Here is a 15,118-nt window from a genome sequence, read left to right as displayed (position 1 = left end):
TGACGCTCCCCGGAGCGTCATCAAACAGTCATCATTCTGTCGTGAAATAAAGGACTGGGAGCACCTCTCTAATCAAGAGTTTGCTCCCGGTCCTTTTTTTATCGCCAGAGATCGCCATGACCACTACCGAACAGCTGAGTGCGTTGAGTTCAATATTGGCTCAAAGCGGTTTGCACAGCCTGTTCCAGCCGATCATCTCGCTCTCTGAACGACGAATCATTGGCTATGAAGCCCTCAGTCGCGGCCCTTCCAACAGCCCACTGCACTCGCCCATCGCGTTGTTCGCCGTTGCCCGTCAGGCAGGTCGTTTGAACGAACTGGAAATTGCCTGCCGTGAAAGCGCCTGCCGTCGATTCAACGAACAGCAACTGCCCGGCAAACTCTTTCTCAACGTATCGCCGGAATCCTTGCTCGAAGCGGCCCACCAACCGGGCCGGACTCTGCAATTGCTCCAGGATTTCGGCATACCGCCCAATCAGGTCGTCATCGAACTCACCGAACAGACGCCCACCGACGACTTCCAGTTGCTGCAAAACGCACTTCATCACTATCGGGCGATGGGGTTTTCCATCGCACTGGATGATCTGGGTGCCGGTTATTCGAGCCTGCGCCTTTGGTCCGAATTGCGGCCCGACTATGTGAAGATCGATCGGCATTTCATCGATGGCATCCACCAGGATGCGGTCAAACGCGAGTTTGTTGGCTCCATCATGCAAATCGCCAAAGCCTCACGAGCAAAGGTGATCGCTGAGGGTATCGAGTTGCCGGAAGAACTCGCGGTGTTGACCGATATGGGCGTCGATCTGGTCCAGGGTTACTTGCTCTGTCGCCCCCAGGAACATCCGCCAAGGGATGCCCGCAACCTGATGCCCAAACAGGACAGCACCACCGTGGCGCTCAACGATGAAGGCAGCGACCTCAGCGCCCTGCTGAACGATCAGCCAGCGGTTCCGCGCGATACGCCGACAGCCTCGGTACTGGAAGCGTTCCGCCGCCAGGCCAACCTGAACTCGCTGGCAGTGCTGGACGAATACGGCCACCCCTGCGGCATCGTTCACCGGCATTCGCTCTCGGACGCGCTGCTCAAGCCCTTTGCCACCGACCTGTTCGCGCGCAAACCCATCAGCCGTTTGATGAACGATGATTTTCTCGCCGTTGAGATGAGCCAGTCGTTGCAGCAGGTCAGCCGTCTGATCACCAGCCGCGCCCGACAACGTATCGAAGAAGACTTCATCATCACGCTAAACGGCGGATACCTGGGGTTGGGCCGAGTGATCGACGTACTGAAACTGATTACCGAATTGAAGATCCAGCAAGCCCGTTACGCCAACCCTTTGACCCTGCTGCCGGGCAACGTACCGATTCAGCAATGCCTCACGCGCCTCCTGCAACAACAACGCGAATCGGTGATCTGCTACGTGGACATCGACAGTTTCAAACCCTTCAACGACATCTACGGCTACGGCCGTGGGGATGAAGTCCTACTGTGCCTGGCGCAATGCCTGAATGACCGCGTAGACCCGTCCCGCGACTTCGTCGGCCATATCGGTGGCGACGACTTCCTGCTGGTGCTCGGGCCAGATGACTGGCGCAAACGCCTGAACCAGTTGCTGGACGACTTCCAGAGCCAGTGCCGGCGCTTCTACCGCAGCGAACACCTCGAAGCCGGCTGCTTCATCGCCCCGAACCGGCAGGGTGTTCGGCAGGAGTTCGCGTTGCTTTCACTGTCCATTGGCGTCGTGCATTTGCATCCACAGTCCTGTGAAGAACTCGATGCGAGCCAACTGGCGGAGATGGCATCGCAGGCCAAGCATCACGCGAAGAATATGCCGGGGTATAGCGTGTATTTGATTGATAGCTTGGCGGTGCCGGAGCGAGAGAGTGAATTGCTGGTGGGGCAGCGGTGATCGGGTGGACCTGACTTAGTGATCGTTCCCACGCTCCGCGTGGGAATGCAGCCCGTGACGCTCCGCGTCAAAGCGATACCGGCCCTGAAATCGTCGGCGCGGCTGGAAGGCGGAGCGTCCCTTGAGGCATTCCCACGCAGAGCGTGGGAACAATACTCGGGCCGGCTCCCGTTAATCAGATGACTGCGCCCGCACAGTTATCCGCAGCATCACCAATTAGTCTTATTTTTAAAGTAAAGACTCGACATAGAGCCCAATTTCTTTTCCACTTTACCAAGACTTATGTATTCATCTAAGTCTCGTTTTATCGCGTCCTGATCTACATACTTAGAATGCAGCAGAGGGACTTCGCATGCATATATATACAGCCTCCACACGTCAAACCCATCAACTCGTTCGTCCGGACCATAATCGAAGTCGATGCATGCTTTCGGGAAGTACACCCTACAACCGACACCATGCAACTCGTAATTTATGCCACCTAATATTTCACCTCGTTGCGGAATTTCCTTCGCTCGCCAGAGCCTAAGAATACATTTCGTGCCGAATCGAAGCTCCAGCAAGTCTGTAGCTTTTTCTACCTGTGCCAAAAAGTCATCTATCAAATACTCTAGATCTTTGTTCCTCATCTTCTTCGCCTCACCAACCTGTCCAGCCCTACATTATCAGCAGACTCTTTAACTTCATCAATGCTATTGAAAATACTGTGATGGCTCTCAATATTCGTTATCAATACGATACTGACTTTAGTGTGGGTTTGCCTAGCCGCAGAAGCTCTATGATGTCCGTCGACTATATAGTGGTTGCCGTTATCTTCCACAACGTCGATTGGCCAGCTTTGGTCATACCCGTTTTTTTGCATTTTCCCAGCTAAATCTTCTACTTGTTTGGTGGAAGTCTTCCCCTCTAGCGCATGAGTTCTTTTCAAACTACTTGGATCTACTTCGCTGATTACAACGGGCTGCGGCGGTTCACCCTTATCAACCCTAGCACCAGTCGTATCATCCGGCGCCCCGCACCCAGGCTCACCCTTACGCGGGCAATTCCCGCTCAACCCCAGCGGATCAACCCACCCCGTCGGATTCAGCGCATACCGGTACTGATTCAGCCCTCCCGCCAACTTCACCGGGTCCGGCGTCAGGTAGCGACCAACCTGCGGATCATAGTACCGATGCCGGTTGTAGTGCAGGCCGCTCTCGGGGTCGAAGTATTGGCCTTGGAATCGTAGCGGTTGTTCGAGTTGCTCTCCCCCGCCGTGTTCCAGGTGCGTGACTTTGCCGTAGGCGTTGTACTTCGCTGACCAGACGATTTCGCCGCTGTAGTCCGTCAGTTCCTGCGGCGTTCCCAGGTGATCGAGATGGTAATAAAACGGGCAGGCCTTGCGCGGGCCTTTGCCGTCGAGCATGGCCAGCGGGCGGAAGGTGCCGGGTTCGTAGACGTAGCTGCGGTAGTGCTCGCGGCTGCTTTCGGCGATGAGGTGGTCGCCCTGCCAGAAAAATTCGGTGGTGTGGCCGTCGATGGTTTTGGCGATGCGGCGGCCGAACGCGTCGTAGCGGTAACTGACGCTACGGCCGTCTGGGGTGGTGACGCCGATCAATCGGTGCTGGCAGTCGTAGGCGTATTCGGTGACGAGTTTTTGCCCGGTGCCGCGCCGTTCGCGGATGAGGTTGCCGAAGGCGTCGTAGTCGTAGTGGCGGTCGCCTTGCATGATCAGGCGATTCCCCGACACCTTGGCTACACCGGGGCGGTCTTGCGTCAGCAGGTTGCCGGCGGGGTCGTGGGCGAAGGTTTCCGGCGGGTCGATTCGGGTGTGGCGTACGCGGGTCAGGCGGTTGAGTGGGTCGTAGTAATAGCTGCGCTGGCCGTGGCGGCTGTCGGCGATGGCGGCGAGGTTGCCGTTGACCGCGTAGGTGTAGTGGCGCAGGTACAGCGGTCGGGTGTGTTGATTGATCGCGTGGGCTTGCAACCGGCCTTGTTCGTCGTAGTGGTAGTGGCTGGTGAGTTGGCCTTGTTGGCGCTGTTGTTCGCGGCCGAAAGTAAATTGGTGGGTGGTCAGCGGTGCGCCGTTGAGGTCGATGGCGCTCAGTGCGCCGCCCTTTTTGTGGCGGTAATCGAGTTTGCTGCCATCGGGCAGGCGCAGACGGTTGAGCTGGCCGCAGGCGTCGTAGCCGTAGCGCAAGGTGCCCCAGCCCTGGTGTTCGGTGATCAGGCGGTCCTGGTGGTCGTACTCGAATTCCAGCGGGTGGTCACAGCCGTCGTCGACGCTGATCAGCCGGCCGAGGCTGTCGTAGCGGTATTCGACCTTGATGCCGTCGGGCAGGGTTTTGAGCAGCAGGCGGCCGGCGCTATCGCGCTGGTAATTCGTGACGAGCTTCGAGTCGTCCGCGCCGAACTCGGTTTTTTCCAGCAGATGGCCGTTGAGGTCGTAGGCGTACGCCGTACGTTGGCCATCGAATCCGGTCTCCTGTCGGATCAATCCGCCTGGCGTGTAGTCCAGGCGATATTTTTCGCCGGATTCGTTTTCGATTTCTGTGAGTAACAGCTGTGCGTTGTCGTAACGGTACTTGAGCTGGGTGCCGTCGGCATTCAGGCGTCGGCTGACCAGGTGCAAGTCATCGACGTACTCGTAGCGAGTGACGTGGCCCAGTTCATCGCGTTCGGCGGTGATTTTGCCGTAGGCGTTGTAGTTGAAAGCGCGGTTGGCACCCGTAGGAAGTGTCGTCTGAATCAGTCGTCCAACCGCGTCCCATGCATAACGGGTGACTGCTCCGTGTTCGTCCTGACGGGTAATCTGCCGGCCCAAAGCATCGTAGGAAAACCGCCGTTGACCACCGTCCGGCAACGTCTCTTCGAGCAACTGCCCCAAGGCATTCCAGACAAAAACATGCCGGCTGTTATCCGGGTAACGGATCGACAGCAACCGACCTTGGTGGTCGTGGTGATAGTGGGTGACATGGCCGTCAGGATCGGTCGCCTCGGTGACATCGCCCTGCGCATTGCGCTGATACTTCCAGATCGCTTTGCCGCGATAGCGCGCGTGCAGGAAACCATTGCGGTACTCGTAGGACGTCGGTTCGTCTTCCGGCGGAATTAGCGCGACCAGGCGTCCGACTTCGTCGTAGTGGTATTCGGTGACGGCGCCGAGCGGGTCCTGTTCGGCAATCAGCCGGCCTTTATCGTCGTAGGCCTTGAGTTCCTCGCCGCCGTCCAGCCCGACCTTGCGCACCAGGCGCGCGCGGTCATCGTGCTGGTAAACCTCCTCGCTGCCGTCGAGGTTGTGGACGGTGACGCTGCCCGCGTCATCCCAGACGTAGCGCGCTTCCATCTGCGCAAACGACGCCCAATGTCGGATGCATCGTGCAGCCTTGCCGGACCTTTCCCACGCCCAGAAGAAACTCGCCCCACCGGCCAGTTGCCGCTGGAGGATCACGTGTTGATCGTCGTAGTCGTAGCGCTCGCTTTCGTCGGCGGCGTTGCTGGCGGCAATCAGTCGAGCGCGTTCGTCGTAGCGGTAAGTGACCAGTGTTTGCTCGGTGACCCACGCCTCGTCCAGCGTGTCCGCAGGGACGAAAACCTGATAATCGACGGCGACCAAGTGGCGGCGGTCATAGCGCAAGAGCAAGGCGCGCCCGGCGCCGTTGTCGAGGCGTTTGATGCGGTCCTGACGGTCGTGGGTGATGCGCAAACGGTTGTCGTAACCGTCGCTGATCGCGGTTAATCGACCGTTGATAAAGTGATAAAAACGCGTGTCATCGCCCGCCTGGGCGAGGATCAGTTCTTCCGGCTGGTCACCCAGAAAAATCGCCGCGCGCGAGAGGCTGTTGTGGATAGCCGGGCGTTCTACATTGGGTAATGGAAAAGCAATGCGGCGGTTTTCGTGGTCGATCCAGATGACCGAGTCGCCGTCGATTTCGAGGCGATGCGCGAGGCTGTGGCTCCAGCCAAAACCGAGGCCACAGTCGATTTCGACGGCGCTGGTGCGATAGAGCCGAGTGAAGTCGTAGGATAAAACCCCGTCCAGCGAACCGTCGGTCAGGGTCAGCAGTTCTTCGCCGGTGACCATTGATACCGGGCATTTATTGGTGGCGGTGTTGTCGGCGGAGTCGGCGCTGCCGCCGCTGGGGTTTGTTGCTTGATTGGGGGCGTCGTCGCGGCGTTCGTTGCGTTCGAGTGTGGTGTTGCGTTTGGCATCCCAGCCCAGTTGCACTTTTCCTTTTTTTACACCGGCAGCAATGCCGCGGGCGGCAACTTTTTTGTAGTCATCGACATAACTAACAAGCGTGTTGAGTAGCTTGAACGTTGCCTCAACGAAACGCTTCGCCAAGTTGGCCAGCATCGCTCCGTACTTGAGTCCACGAGCAGTCAAATAAGTGATGGCAACGGGTAATCCAACTCCTGTGGACGCCAGTGCCGAGGCAATCAGAATGTCGATCAGCACTGCGACGATGGTTTGACCGGTCACTGACGCGGAGTTACCCGCAATCATGCTCGGCGGTAAAGCCGACAGCCAAATCCCAGCGGCACGGAACAGTAGCCAAAGCGCAGCTTCATCGCTGGCCAACAGCATGGCTTTTTCCATGGCGGCAGGTGATTGCTTCGCCAGCTCGATTAACTGCTGCGCACTGCTACCCAACTGCGCCAGGTGATCAGCTGGATTCTTGAGGATGTCAAAAACCAGTCCCAGGCCATCCCAAACGTCAACGATTGCCTCCCAACCTCCGGAGAGCATGCCGTTACCGGCGGCGGCAAACGCCGACTGCGACCACTGCGGTTTAAATCCTTGCCACTCACTGCGCAGCCAAACTTCGAGCTGTTCGGCCAGACCGTCGTACGACTTGAAAAGCTGATTGACCTGATCCGCAGTCACCGCACTGTGAACCTGGACGCGGTAAGACTTTCCAGGCATGCCTTGGAACTGTCCTTTTCCGGTTTCATCGAGCGTAACGGTGTTCTTTTCGCCATCATCAACGGCTATTACATCAACATCGATGTTTCCCAGGGGAATGTCATAAACCGATTCGAACTTGCTTTCGATCTCCAGAATTCCGCCGTCCTGGCACTGGGCGACGCTGGAGAAATAGTCGTCGTTGATACCGACAACGGTGGTGGTATTGCCAAACTTGAACTGACGCTCCATGTTCATCAGCGACGGCATATCCATCGCGTGACTGATCTTGTCTGCCGAGCGACTTAAAAAGCCCCGAAGTTGCTCGCGATATAAATCCAGCGAGTTTTTGAAACCATCGAGCTCCTGCTCGATACGTGCGATGTGGTCCATCAACGCACCGGAGTGCGCGAGGAAAACTGAAAAATCGGGTCGATCATGGGCAATCTCTCGCGCAAAAATGGGGCGCGCGAGACTTTGCTAGGGATCAGTAGAGAAAGAAGTCAGGAAAGTAGGATGTGGCTGTAGGGCAAATCTCTAAACCACCCAATGACGAACAAGCAGAAACGCAAACGTGGCGGGAGGTTTCCCTCACGCCACGCTTATTTACCGGTCAACCTGGGCTTATTGCGTTGAGTCGCGGGACGCCAACTCTTTAAGCTTGATCTCGGCCAACGGATGCCCGGCTTTGGCAGCCATTATCCAAAACCGCGCCGCCTCACCCGGATCTGGCGCTTTGCTCGCCGTCCCTGCAAGACTGATCACGCCGACCTGATACGCCGCCTTGCCGTCGCCTGCCAACGCCGCCAGGCGCAACAATCGGACACCTTCCTCACGCGCCCCAAGGCCAACGCCGCGAAAGGTCAGAATGTGGCCATAGAAGCTTTGAGCGCCGACATCACCCAAATTGGCCATGCGTGCGAACTGGCCTTCGAGCCAACTCCAGCCTCGCGGCTGGCGGACGAACCACGACCAGTGGAACAAACGGCGCGCCAGCCAGTAACCGGCGCGGGCCTTGAGCTTTAGAAACACTCAGGCTTCCGCCGATTCCGGATACTCGTATTCGAAAACCCGCACCACTTCCGAGGCATGCCAGGACGCCGCAGCGACACCGTCGGAGGGTCCGGAGAAGCGCCCAAGTCGCTCGACACATTCAAAGAAGCCGGTGCGTGGCAGGCGGCTGGCGCCCTGGCTGATCACCAGCGAGCTGCGCAACGGTTGCTCGGCTTTGGCGTCCAGCGCGGCCAGATGTTCAAGGGCAGCGGTCAAGGTTTGCATGGCGGGTGTCGGGAGTTGCAATCGCTCCAGTAATGCGCGGTAGGTGAGCAGATGTCGCTGGCGGCGCGCCTGATCCAGCTCGCCCAATAAACCGTCCCAATGTTGCCGACTGATGCGTACGCTCACGATTCTTCCCTCCACCCTGGCACCGTCAATTCCCAGGCCAGGCTGCGGCGAATCGCAGCGTCGGGTAGACGCTCGCCACTTTCGATCAAGGCCAGATAAGACGGGCTGATGCCTACCGTGCGGGCGAGCGCCTCAATGGCGATGCCCTTCCCTTCGCGCAAACTGCGTAGTTGATCCAGACCCGGAAGTACCTGGTCGGGTGTTGCCGCGTGACGCACTTGAGCCTCTCGCGGCGGTTGCTGTTCGATGCCTGCTGCTTTCAGTAGAGCCTGATATTGAGCCCACGGCACAACCGCATACTCGGGCTCGCCTTCGCGTGTGATTATCTGAATATCCATGACTTCCCCGTAGGACAACGACACTTAGCGAGTCGGCGCTTTTCCCTGGAAGTGTAATCCTAACAGCGGCCAAGGTCGCGGGGGTATGTATATAGGGATGATCCTGAATCGGCTCAGTTTTTTTTCGGGCCTTGAAGCTGAAGTTGCTCCGGGGTATCGGGCAGTCGCTCGACCACCGCAAGCTTTTCCGGCAACTGGCGATTGCGCCAGGCGCGAAAAGCGTTGAGTTCGTCGTCGAGGACTTTCATCACCCACGCGAGCACGGCAATGTCATCGAGCATGCCGAACACCGGGATGAAATCCGGAATCGCATCGACCGGGCTCAAAAAGTACATAAGGCCCGCTACCACCGAGATCATTGCCTTCGGGCTGATGGCCCGGTATTCGCCACGCCAGTACGCCAGACAGAGCGCTTGCAATAGACGCAGGTCGTCCTTGAGCTTGCCCAAACGGTTGCCTTGACTGGCACCTTTGCTGGCCACGGCAAACAGCAGCGTCGGCAGGCGTCCACGGGCGAGCAGACGGCCAGCCAGTGGCAGGAAACGGGCGAAATTCCAAGGTGCTTTCATCATTTCCTCCCGCTGAAATGTTATCCACACAAATTGTGGATAACCTTGTGAACAGAGCTGCATTTCACGGCTGAGAGCCCCGTTTCATAAGGGCCTTGCTCAAATCGGGCGTTTTTTACTCACATAAAAAAACCCAAGATTTCATTGACTTGACGCTACGGCGCAGCTAGCGCAAGCGTCTTCAATGGCTATGACTCCAGTGTCCAGCATCCGTTCGCTTTGTTTTACCCCACCGAACGCCAGATGCGACAACGCCCCGCATAAAGCGAGGCGTTGTTGCCAGACCAGACGCTAATTACTTCGCGGCGTCGTCTTGCTTGGCTGGATCCTTGATCGCCAGCAGCTCCAGGTCGAATACCAGCACCGAGTTGGCTGGAATAGCCGGGCTTGGGCTTTGAGCGCCGTAAGCCAGCTCGCTAGGGATGTACAGTTTGTACTTCTCGCCAACGTGCATCAGTTGCAGGCCTTCAACCCAACCCGGGATCACGCCGCTGACCGGCAGATCAATCGGGCTGCCACGCTCGACGGAGCTGTCGAAAACGGTGCCGTTGGTCAGGGTGCCGGTGTAGTGGACAGTGACGACGTCAGTCGGCTTAGGCTGGGCGCCGTCGGCCTTCTTGACCACTTCATACTGCAGGCCCGAAGCCGTGGTGGTTACACCGGCTTTCTTGGCGTTGTCGGCGAGGAATTTCTTGCCAGCGGATGCCGATTCTTCGCTCATTTTGGCCATGCGCTCTTCAGCACGCTTTTGCAGCGCGGCGAAGGCTTCGACCAGCTCTTCGTCCTTCAGCTTCTGTTCTTTCTTGCCGACGGCATCTTCGATGCCCTGTGCTACGGCTTTGGAGTCCAGATCATCCATGCCTTCCTGAGCCAGGCTCTTGCCCATGTTCAAGCCAATCCCGTAGGAAGCTTTTTGCGCCGGGGTTTTCAGCTCTACGCTGGTCTGCGAGTCACAACCCGCAAGTACCAGGCTAACCAGGGCCACCGCCGCCGCCAACCGATGCTGTTTCATGCTATTTCCTTGTTCATGCGCCTAAAGGGCAATCGAATAAAGCCGCGAGCTTATCAGGCGGCCACGACCAATGGCTACCGGCATGAGAGCAGGAAACTTCTGATAAGTTCAGGTGTTTTAACGCATTTCCGGATCCGGAGGATGAAGCTTCTGTCATCTGCGCCTCACAGGCACTGCTGACCAGTCTCACAACATCTGGCGTAATGGCCACTTGCCGCACGTTTGTGGCTGAGGCATAAGAGAGCGACAACTCGACAAGGATGTTTATCTTGCGCCTCTTTTATCGCTTGCTGGTTCTGATCGTGGTGCTGCTGGGCGTGGGCCTGGCGGTGATTCTGTATTACGTCGCCAACCCGAAACTGCCGACCTGGACGCCTGCGCAACAGGTGCATTACCTGGAGCAGTGGAGCGCGGCCGACCGTCAGACCTACTACTTCACGCCCCAGGGCACGCAAGTCAAAGGCTTGCGCTATGACTGGTTCAATGCGCTGGAACTGCCATTCTCGCAGCAGCGCTTTGCCAGCCCTGAGTACCTCGCTCGTTTCGGTTTCCTGGTCGATCCCGGACAGAAAGCCACGTCGAACAACCCCGGCAATCTGCCCGTGGGTTTCGCCCGCCATCAAAACCCCGGCAGCCAGGAACAGTTTCTCGACATCACCTGTGCCGCCTGCCACACCGGCGAGTTGCGCTTCAACGGTCTGGCCATCCGCATCGATGGCGGATCGGCGCAGCACGTCTTGCCGTCCAGCGTTCCTACACTGCGCGGTGGCAGTTTCGGACAGGCACTGGTCGCCAGTCTCGCCTCCACTTACTACAACCCGTGGAAATTCGAACGCTTCGCCCGCACCGTGCTGGGCCAGGGCTCTGACTTAGACTATGACGCCAGGCGCGGGCAATTGCGCGAAGACTTCAAGACCTCGCTCAACACATTCCTGAAAGTCGCCTGGAACGACACCCATCGAGGGCTCTACCCGACAGAGGAAGGCCCCGGCCGTGCCGACGCATTCGGGCGCATTGCCAACGCCAGTTTCGGTGACGCGATTTCCCCTGCCAATTACCGGGTGGCCAATGCACCGGTCGACTACCCGCAACTGTGGGACATGTGGACGTTCGACTGGGTGCAGTGGAACGGTTCGGCGCAGCAACCGATGGCGCGCAATATCGGCGAAGCCCTCGGCGTAGGTGCCACGCTGAACTTCTTCGACAGCAACGGCCAGCCGCTCAAGGGCGATGATCGCTACCCGTCCAGCGTCCGGGTACGCGATTTACACCTGATCGAAGAAACCCTGCAACGCCTCAAACCACCCGCCTGGCCGGAAGACCTGCTGGGGGCCATCGATAAACCGCTGGCGGCCAAGGGTCGGGGGCTATTTGCCGACAACTGCGCCGGTTGCCACATCCCACGAGTGACCCAGGAGGGCGAGCGCTGGGTGCAGCGTTTACACATGCTGCCCGTCGACGTCATCGGCACCGACCCGACGGCGGCGAACAACATTGCCACCCAGCGCTTCGACCTGACCGCCCTGCAATGGGACCCGGCGGAGCTCGCGCAGATGGACGTGAAGTTGCACCCCGAACCCACGGAACCGCTGGACCTGAGCCAACTGTCGGTGGCCAAGGGCTTGGCCTACGTCACGGCATTCGTCGAGAACCGCGCTTACCACCAGGCCAAAGTCACCACGGCAGAAAAGCCGGAGTTCGACGGCTTCGGCCTGCCGATCGGTGTTCGCGAAAAAGTCGCTTACAAGGCCCGGCCTCTGGCGGGCATATGGGCGACCCCGCCTTTTCTGCACAACGGCTCGGTGCCGAGCCTTTATCAATTGCTCTCACCCCAGGATGAACGCGCGACCACCTTCTTTAAAGGCACGTTCGACTACGACCCGCGGCACTTGGGCTATCGCACCGAAGCCTTCACCAACGGTTTCCAGTTCGATACGCGCATCACCGGCAACCACAACAGCGGCCATGAATTCCGCGCCGGTGAGCGCGGCAACGGCGTGATCGGCCGAATGCTGCAACCCGAGGAGCGCTGGGCGCTGCTGGAATACCTGAAAGTGCTGGGCGGCCCGCTGGAGCAACAATTGCCATGATCATGACCACCTCCAAAAAAGATTTACCAATGCTGGCCCGGTTCTGGTTGTGGCTGGGACGTGTGCTCGGCAAGACCCTGCTGGTTCTGCTGTGCATCGGCTTGCTTGGCTGGGCGTCGGCCACGGCCTGGTACGCCTGGCAACACCACGGCCCGGTCTCGGCGCTGGAACAGATTCCGGACGGCGAAGCCGCGATGACTCAGGACGTGATCCAGACCGCCGTGCGGATCGTCGATCAACACCGTGAAAGCACCCGCTACCTGCGTGATGCTCACGCCAAGGCCCACGGCTGCGTGAAAGCCGAAGTGCAGGTTCTGCAAGGTCTGGCGGCAGAGTTGCGTCAAGGTGTGTTCAGCGAGCCCGGCAAGACCTGGCAAGCGATGATGCGCCTGTCCAACGGCAACGCGTATCCGCAGTTTGACAGCATGCGCGACGCCCGGGGGATGGCGATCAAACTGCTGGATGTGCCAGGCAAGCAGTTGCTTGGCGACCGACACGGGCTGCACGAGCAGGACTTCGTGATGTTCAGCCATCCGAACTTCTTTGTCAGCGATGTCGCCGAGTACCGTCAGAATGTCGCGGCTCAGGCTGACGGAAAAACGGTCATGGCATTTTTTCCAGGCTGGGATCCGCGCACTTGGCAAGTCCGGCATTTGTTGATTGCCCTGGCGACCCTGTCGCCGCCGCCGGAAAGCCCGACACGCACCCCCTACTTTTCAGTTTCGCCGTACAAATTCGGCGAGGCGAATGCCAAGTTCCGGGTGATGCCGGATGCGCAAAACTGCCCGGCCTACATGTTGCCCAAGCAAAATCAGGACCTACCGAACTTCCTGCGCAGCGCTTTGACCCAGCAGCTGTCCACCGACCGGATACCCGCGTGTTTTGTGTTGCAGATCCAGCGTCAGGATGCGCACAGGTTCATGCCGATCGAGGACACCAGTGTCGAATGGCGCGAGCAGGATGCGCCGTTCGAGACCGTGGCGCGTATCACCCTGCCCCCCCAGGACTTCGACACCCCGGCGCAGAATCTGCTATGCGACAACCTGTCGTTCAACCCGTGGTTCGGTCTGGAAGCACATCGCCCGATTGGCGGTATCAACCGGTTGCGCAAAGCGGTGTATGAAGCGGTGAGCGACTATCGGCACAACCAAAATGGCGGGCAATAAAATTATCAGGCCAAACCCCAGACAGCAAAAAGCCCGCATTAAGCGGGCTTTTTCCGTGGTGACTTGGCGTTCAGCGTTCCAGGTTACCGAATATGGCGCAGCGGACGGGACTCGAACCCGCGACCCCCGGCGTGACAGGCCGGTATTCTAACCGACTGAACTACCGCTGCGCGTAGCGTTGAAAGTAATGGTGGGTGATGACGGGATCGAACCGCCGACATTCTGCTTGTAAGGCAGACGCTCTCCCAGCTGAGCTAATCACCCTTTACCTTCGTTGCGGGGCGCATTGTGCCACAGATTTTCATAACGTGTTGATTTAATTGAAAAATAATTCAAAAAATCTGAACACCGATGAAACGATGCGTCCTGCAGGAACTTCAGGCAGAAAAAAACCCGCGTGAGCGGGCTTTTCCGTGGTGACCTGGCGTTCAGCGTTCCAGGTTACCGAATATGGCGCAGCGGACGGGACTCGAACCCGCGACCCCCGGCGTGACAGGCCGGTATTCTAACCGACTGAACTACCGCTGCGCGTAACACTTGAAGCGAATGGTGGGTGATGACGGGATCGAACCGCCGACATTCTGCTTGTAAGGCAGACGCTCTCCCAGCTGAGCTAATCACCCTTCACTTTCGGTGTGGCGCGCATTCTACGGAGCGACCCTACCTCTGGCAAGCACTTTCTTAAATAATTTTTTCAGGCCTTCCAAAGGCTTAGAGAAGGGTTGGCCTATGGCGCCACGAAGAGAATAATGCCCCCCTTTGTACATAAGGAGAGACTCGCCCCATGTGGTTCAAAAACCTGCTTATCTATCGCCTGACCCAAGATCTGCCTTTTGATGCCGAGGCGTTGGAAACTGCACTGGCCACCAAACTGGCGCGTCCCTGTGCAAGCCAGGAGTTGACCACCTACGGTTTCGTTGCGCCCTTCGGTAAGGGCGAAGATGCACCGCTGGCGCATGTCAGCGGCGACTTCCTGCTGATCTCCGCGCGTAAGGAAGAGCGCATCCTGCCGGGCAGCGTCGTGCGTGACGCCGTTAAGGAAAAGGTCGAAGAGATCGAAGCCGAGCAAATGCGCAAGGTCTACAAAAAGGAACGCGACCAGATCAAGGATGAAATCATCCAGGCCTTCCTGCCGCGCGCCTTTATCCGTCGTTCGTCGACCTTCGCCGCCATCGCGCCGAAACAGGGCCTGATCCTGGTCAACTCGGCCAGCCCGAAACGCGCCGAAGACTTGCTGTCCACCCTGCGCGAAGTGATCGGTACTTTGCCGGTACGTCCGCTGACCGTAAAAATGTCACCAACCGCAACCATGACCGAATGGGTGACCACCCAGAAAGCCGCGGATGACTTTTTCGTGCTGGACGAGTGCGAGCTGCGCGACACCCACGAAGACGGTGGCATTGTGCGCTGCAAGCGTCAGGACCTGACCAGCGAAGAAATCCAGTTGCACCTGAGCACTGGCAAAGTGGTTACTCAGCTGTCGCTGGCATGGCAGGACAAACTGTCCTTCGTCCTCGACGACAAGATGGTGGTCAAGCGCCTCAAGTTCGAAGATCTGCTGCAGGATCAGGCGGAACAGGACGGCGGCGAAGAGGCCCTGGGCCAGCTGGACGCCAGTTTCACCCTGATGATGCTGACGTTTGGTGATTTCCTGCCGGCGCTGATTGAAGCGTTGGGCGGTGAAGAGCTGCCGCAAGGGATCTAAAAGCTGGTGATCTCTACTGTAGGAGCGAACCTGCTCGCTCCT

11 protein-coding genes and 4 tRNA genes are annotated in these 15,118 nt (G+C 58.3%); 4 read left to right on the top strand and 11 right to left on the bottom strand.

Annotated features, from left to right (window positions below):
- Positions 1–116 precede the first annotated feature (116 nt).
- Positions 117–1,907, top strand: coding sequence for a bifunctional diguanylate cyclase/phosphodiesterase (locus ACYZT4_RS01665; protein ID WP_461984740.1), 1,791 nt, complete (start codon positions 117–119; stop codon positions 1,905–1,907).
- Between the two features lie 209 nt (positions 1,908–2,116).
- Here ACYZT4_RS01665 and ACYZT4_RS01660 read toward each other — a convergent pair whose 3' ends face one another.
- The 7 genes from ACYZT4_RS01660 to ACYZT4_RS01630 all read right to left on the bottom strand — a co-directional run bounded on the left by ACYZT4_RS01660 (position 2,117) and on the right by ACYZT4_RS01630 (position 10,115).
- The gene (locus tag ACYZT4_RS01660) at positions 2,117–2,536 is read right to left on the bottom strand and encodes a DUF6896 domain-containing protein (RefSeq protein WP_461984738.1); all 420 of its coding nucleotides are present in this window, start codon (positions 2,534–2,536) and stop codon (positions 2,117–2,119) included.
- Positions 2,533–7,185, bottom strand: coding sequence for an RHS repeat-associated core domain-containing protein (locus ACYZT4_RS01655; RefSeq protein ID WP_461984737.1), 4,653 nt, complete (start codon positions 7,183–7,185; stop codon positions 2,533–2,535). The genes ACYZT4_RS01660 and ACYZT4_RS01655 overlap by 4 nt, the downstream gene beginning before the upstream one ends.
- 231 nt (positions 7,186–7,416) lie before the next feature.
- Entirely contained in the window at positions 7,417–7,824 is a 408-nt protein-coding gene (locus ACYZT4_RS01650; protein ID WP_461984736.1) for an SEL1-like repeat protein, read from the bottom strand.
- The gene (locus tag ACYZT4_RS01645; RefSeq protein WP_003223109.1) at positions 7,825–8,196 is read right to left on the bottom strand and encodes a hypothetical protein; all 372 of its coding nucleotides are present in this window, start codon (positions 8,194–8,196) and stop codon (positions 7,825–7,827) included.
- Positions 8,193–8,534 carry a helix-turn-helix domain-containing protein gene (locus ACYZT4_RS01640; RefSeq protein WP_461984734.1) on the bottom strand — a complete coding sequence of 114 codons (342 nt, stop codon included), beginning with the start codon at positions 8,532–8,534 and terminating at the stop codon, positions 8,193–8,195. The genes ACYZT4_RS01645 and ACYZT4_RS01640 overlap by 4 nt, the downstream gene beginning before the upstream one ends.
- Before the next feature lie 113 nt (positions 8,535–8,647).
- Positions 8,648–9,103, bottom strand: coding sequence for a YkvA family protein (locus ACYZT4_RS01635; protein WP_461984731.1), 456 nt, complete (start codon positions 9,101–9,103; stop codon positions 8,648–8,650).
- Positions 9,104–9,398: 295 nt separating this feature from the next.
- Positions 9,399–10,115, bottom strand: a complete 717-nt coding sequence (locus ACYZT4_RS01630; protein ID WP_461984730.1) for an FKBP-type peptidyl-prolyl cis-trans isomerase — start codon at positions 10,113–10,115, stop codon at positions 9,399–9,401.
- A gap of 269 nt (positions 10,116–10,384) precedes the next feature.
- On the opposite strand from ACYZT4_RS01630, the gene ACYZT4_RS01625 reads away from it, so the two are divergent.
- Positions 10,385–12,205: a di-heme-cytochrome C peroxidase gene (locus ACYZT4_RS01625; RefSeq protein ID WP_461984728.1), complete on the top strand. Its 1,821-nt coding sequence runs from the start codon at positions 10,385–10,387 to the stop codon at positions 12,203–12,205.
- Between the two features lie 29 nt (positions 12,206–12,234).
- A complete protein-coding gene (locus ACYZT4_RS01620; RefSeq protein WP_461988510.1) occupies positions 12,235–13,371 on the top strand; it encodes a catalase family protein in 1,137 nt (378 codons plus the stop codon).
- A 93-nt stretch (positions 13,372–13,464) separates the two neighbouring features.
- Here the strand turns inward: ACYZT4_RS01620 and ACYZT4_RS01615 are convergent.
- The 4 genes from ACYZT4_RS01615 to ACYZT4_RS01600 all read right to left on the bottom strand — a co-directional run bounded on the left by ACYZT4_RS01615 (position 13,465) and on the right by ACYZT4_RS01600 (position 13,994).
- A tRNA-Asp gene (locus tag ACYZT4_RS01615) sits at positions 13,465–13,541 on the bottom strand.
- Between the two features lie 18 nt (positions 13,542–13,559).
- Positions 13,560–13,635: transfer RNA gene (locus tag ACYZT4_RS01610), tRNA-Val, on the bottom strand.
- A gap of 187 nt (positions 13,636–13,822) precedes the next feature.
- A tRNA-Asp gene (locus ACYZT4_RS01605) sits at positions 13,823–13,899 on the bottom strand.
- Positions 13,900–13,918: 19 nt separating this feature from the next.
- Positions 13,919–13,994 (bottom strand) — tRNA-Val (locus ACYZT4_RS01600).
- Between the two features lie 161 nt (positions 13,995–14,155).
- On the opposite strand from ACYZT4_RS01600, the gene rdgC reads away from it, so the two are divergent.
- Complete coding sequence (gene rdgC, locus ACYZT4_RS01595) at positions 14,156–15,076, top strand: recombination-associated protein RdgC (protein WP_461984726.1); 921 nt, start codon at positions 14,156–14,158, stop codon at positions 15,074–15,076.
- Positions 15,077–15,118 lie beyond the last annotated feature (42 nt).

It is taken from the genome of Pseudomonas sp. GB2N2, assembly GCF_054897705.1.
This window is presented reverse-complemented; position numbering and strand designations above follow the sequence as displayed.

What these genes read in the sequence shown, in the direction of transcription:
- rdgC (WP_461984726.1), top strand. Translation starts at nt 14,156, where the DNA reads ATGTGGTTCAAAAACCTGCTTATCTATCGCCTGACCCAAGATCTGCCT.
- ACYZT4_RS01635 (WP_461984731.1), bottom strand. Translation starts at nt 9,103, where the DNA reads ATGAAAGCACCTTGGAATTTCGCCCGTTTCCTGCCACTGGCTGGCCGT.
- ACYZT4_RS01640 (WP_461984734.1), bottom strand. Translation starts at nt 8,534, where the DNA reads ATGGATATTCAGATAATCACACGCGAAGGCGAGCCCGAGTATGCGGTT.
- ACYZT4_RS01665 (WP_461984740.1), top strand. Translation starts at nt 117, where the DNA reads ATGACCACTACCGAACAGCTGAGTGCGTTGAGTTCAATATTGGCTCAA.
- ACYZT4_RS01630 (WP_461984730.1), bottom strand. Translation starts at nt 10,115, where the DNA reads ATGAAACAGCATCGGTTGGCGGCGGCGGTGGCCCTGGTTAGCCTGGTA.
- ACYZT4_RS01620 (WP_461988510.1), top strand. Translation starts at nt 12,235, where the DNA reads ATGCTGGCCCGGTTCTGGTTGTGGCTGGGACGTGTGCTCGGCAAGACC.
- ACYZT4_RS01660 (WP_461984738.1), bottom strand. Translation starts at nt 2,536, where the DNA reads ATGAGGAACAAAGATCTAGAGTATTTGATAGATGACTTTTTGGCACAG.
- ACYZT4_RS01655 (WP_461984737.1), bottom strand. Translation starts at nt 7,185, where the DNA reads ATGGACCACATCGCACGTATCGAGCAGGAGCTCGATGGTTTCAAAAAC.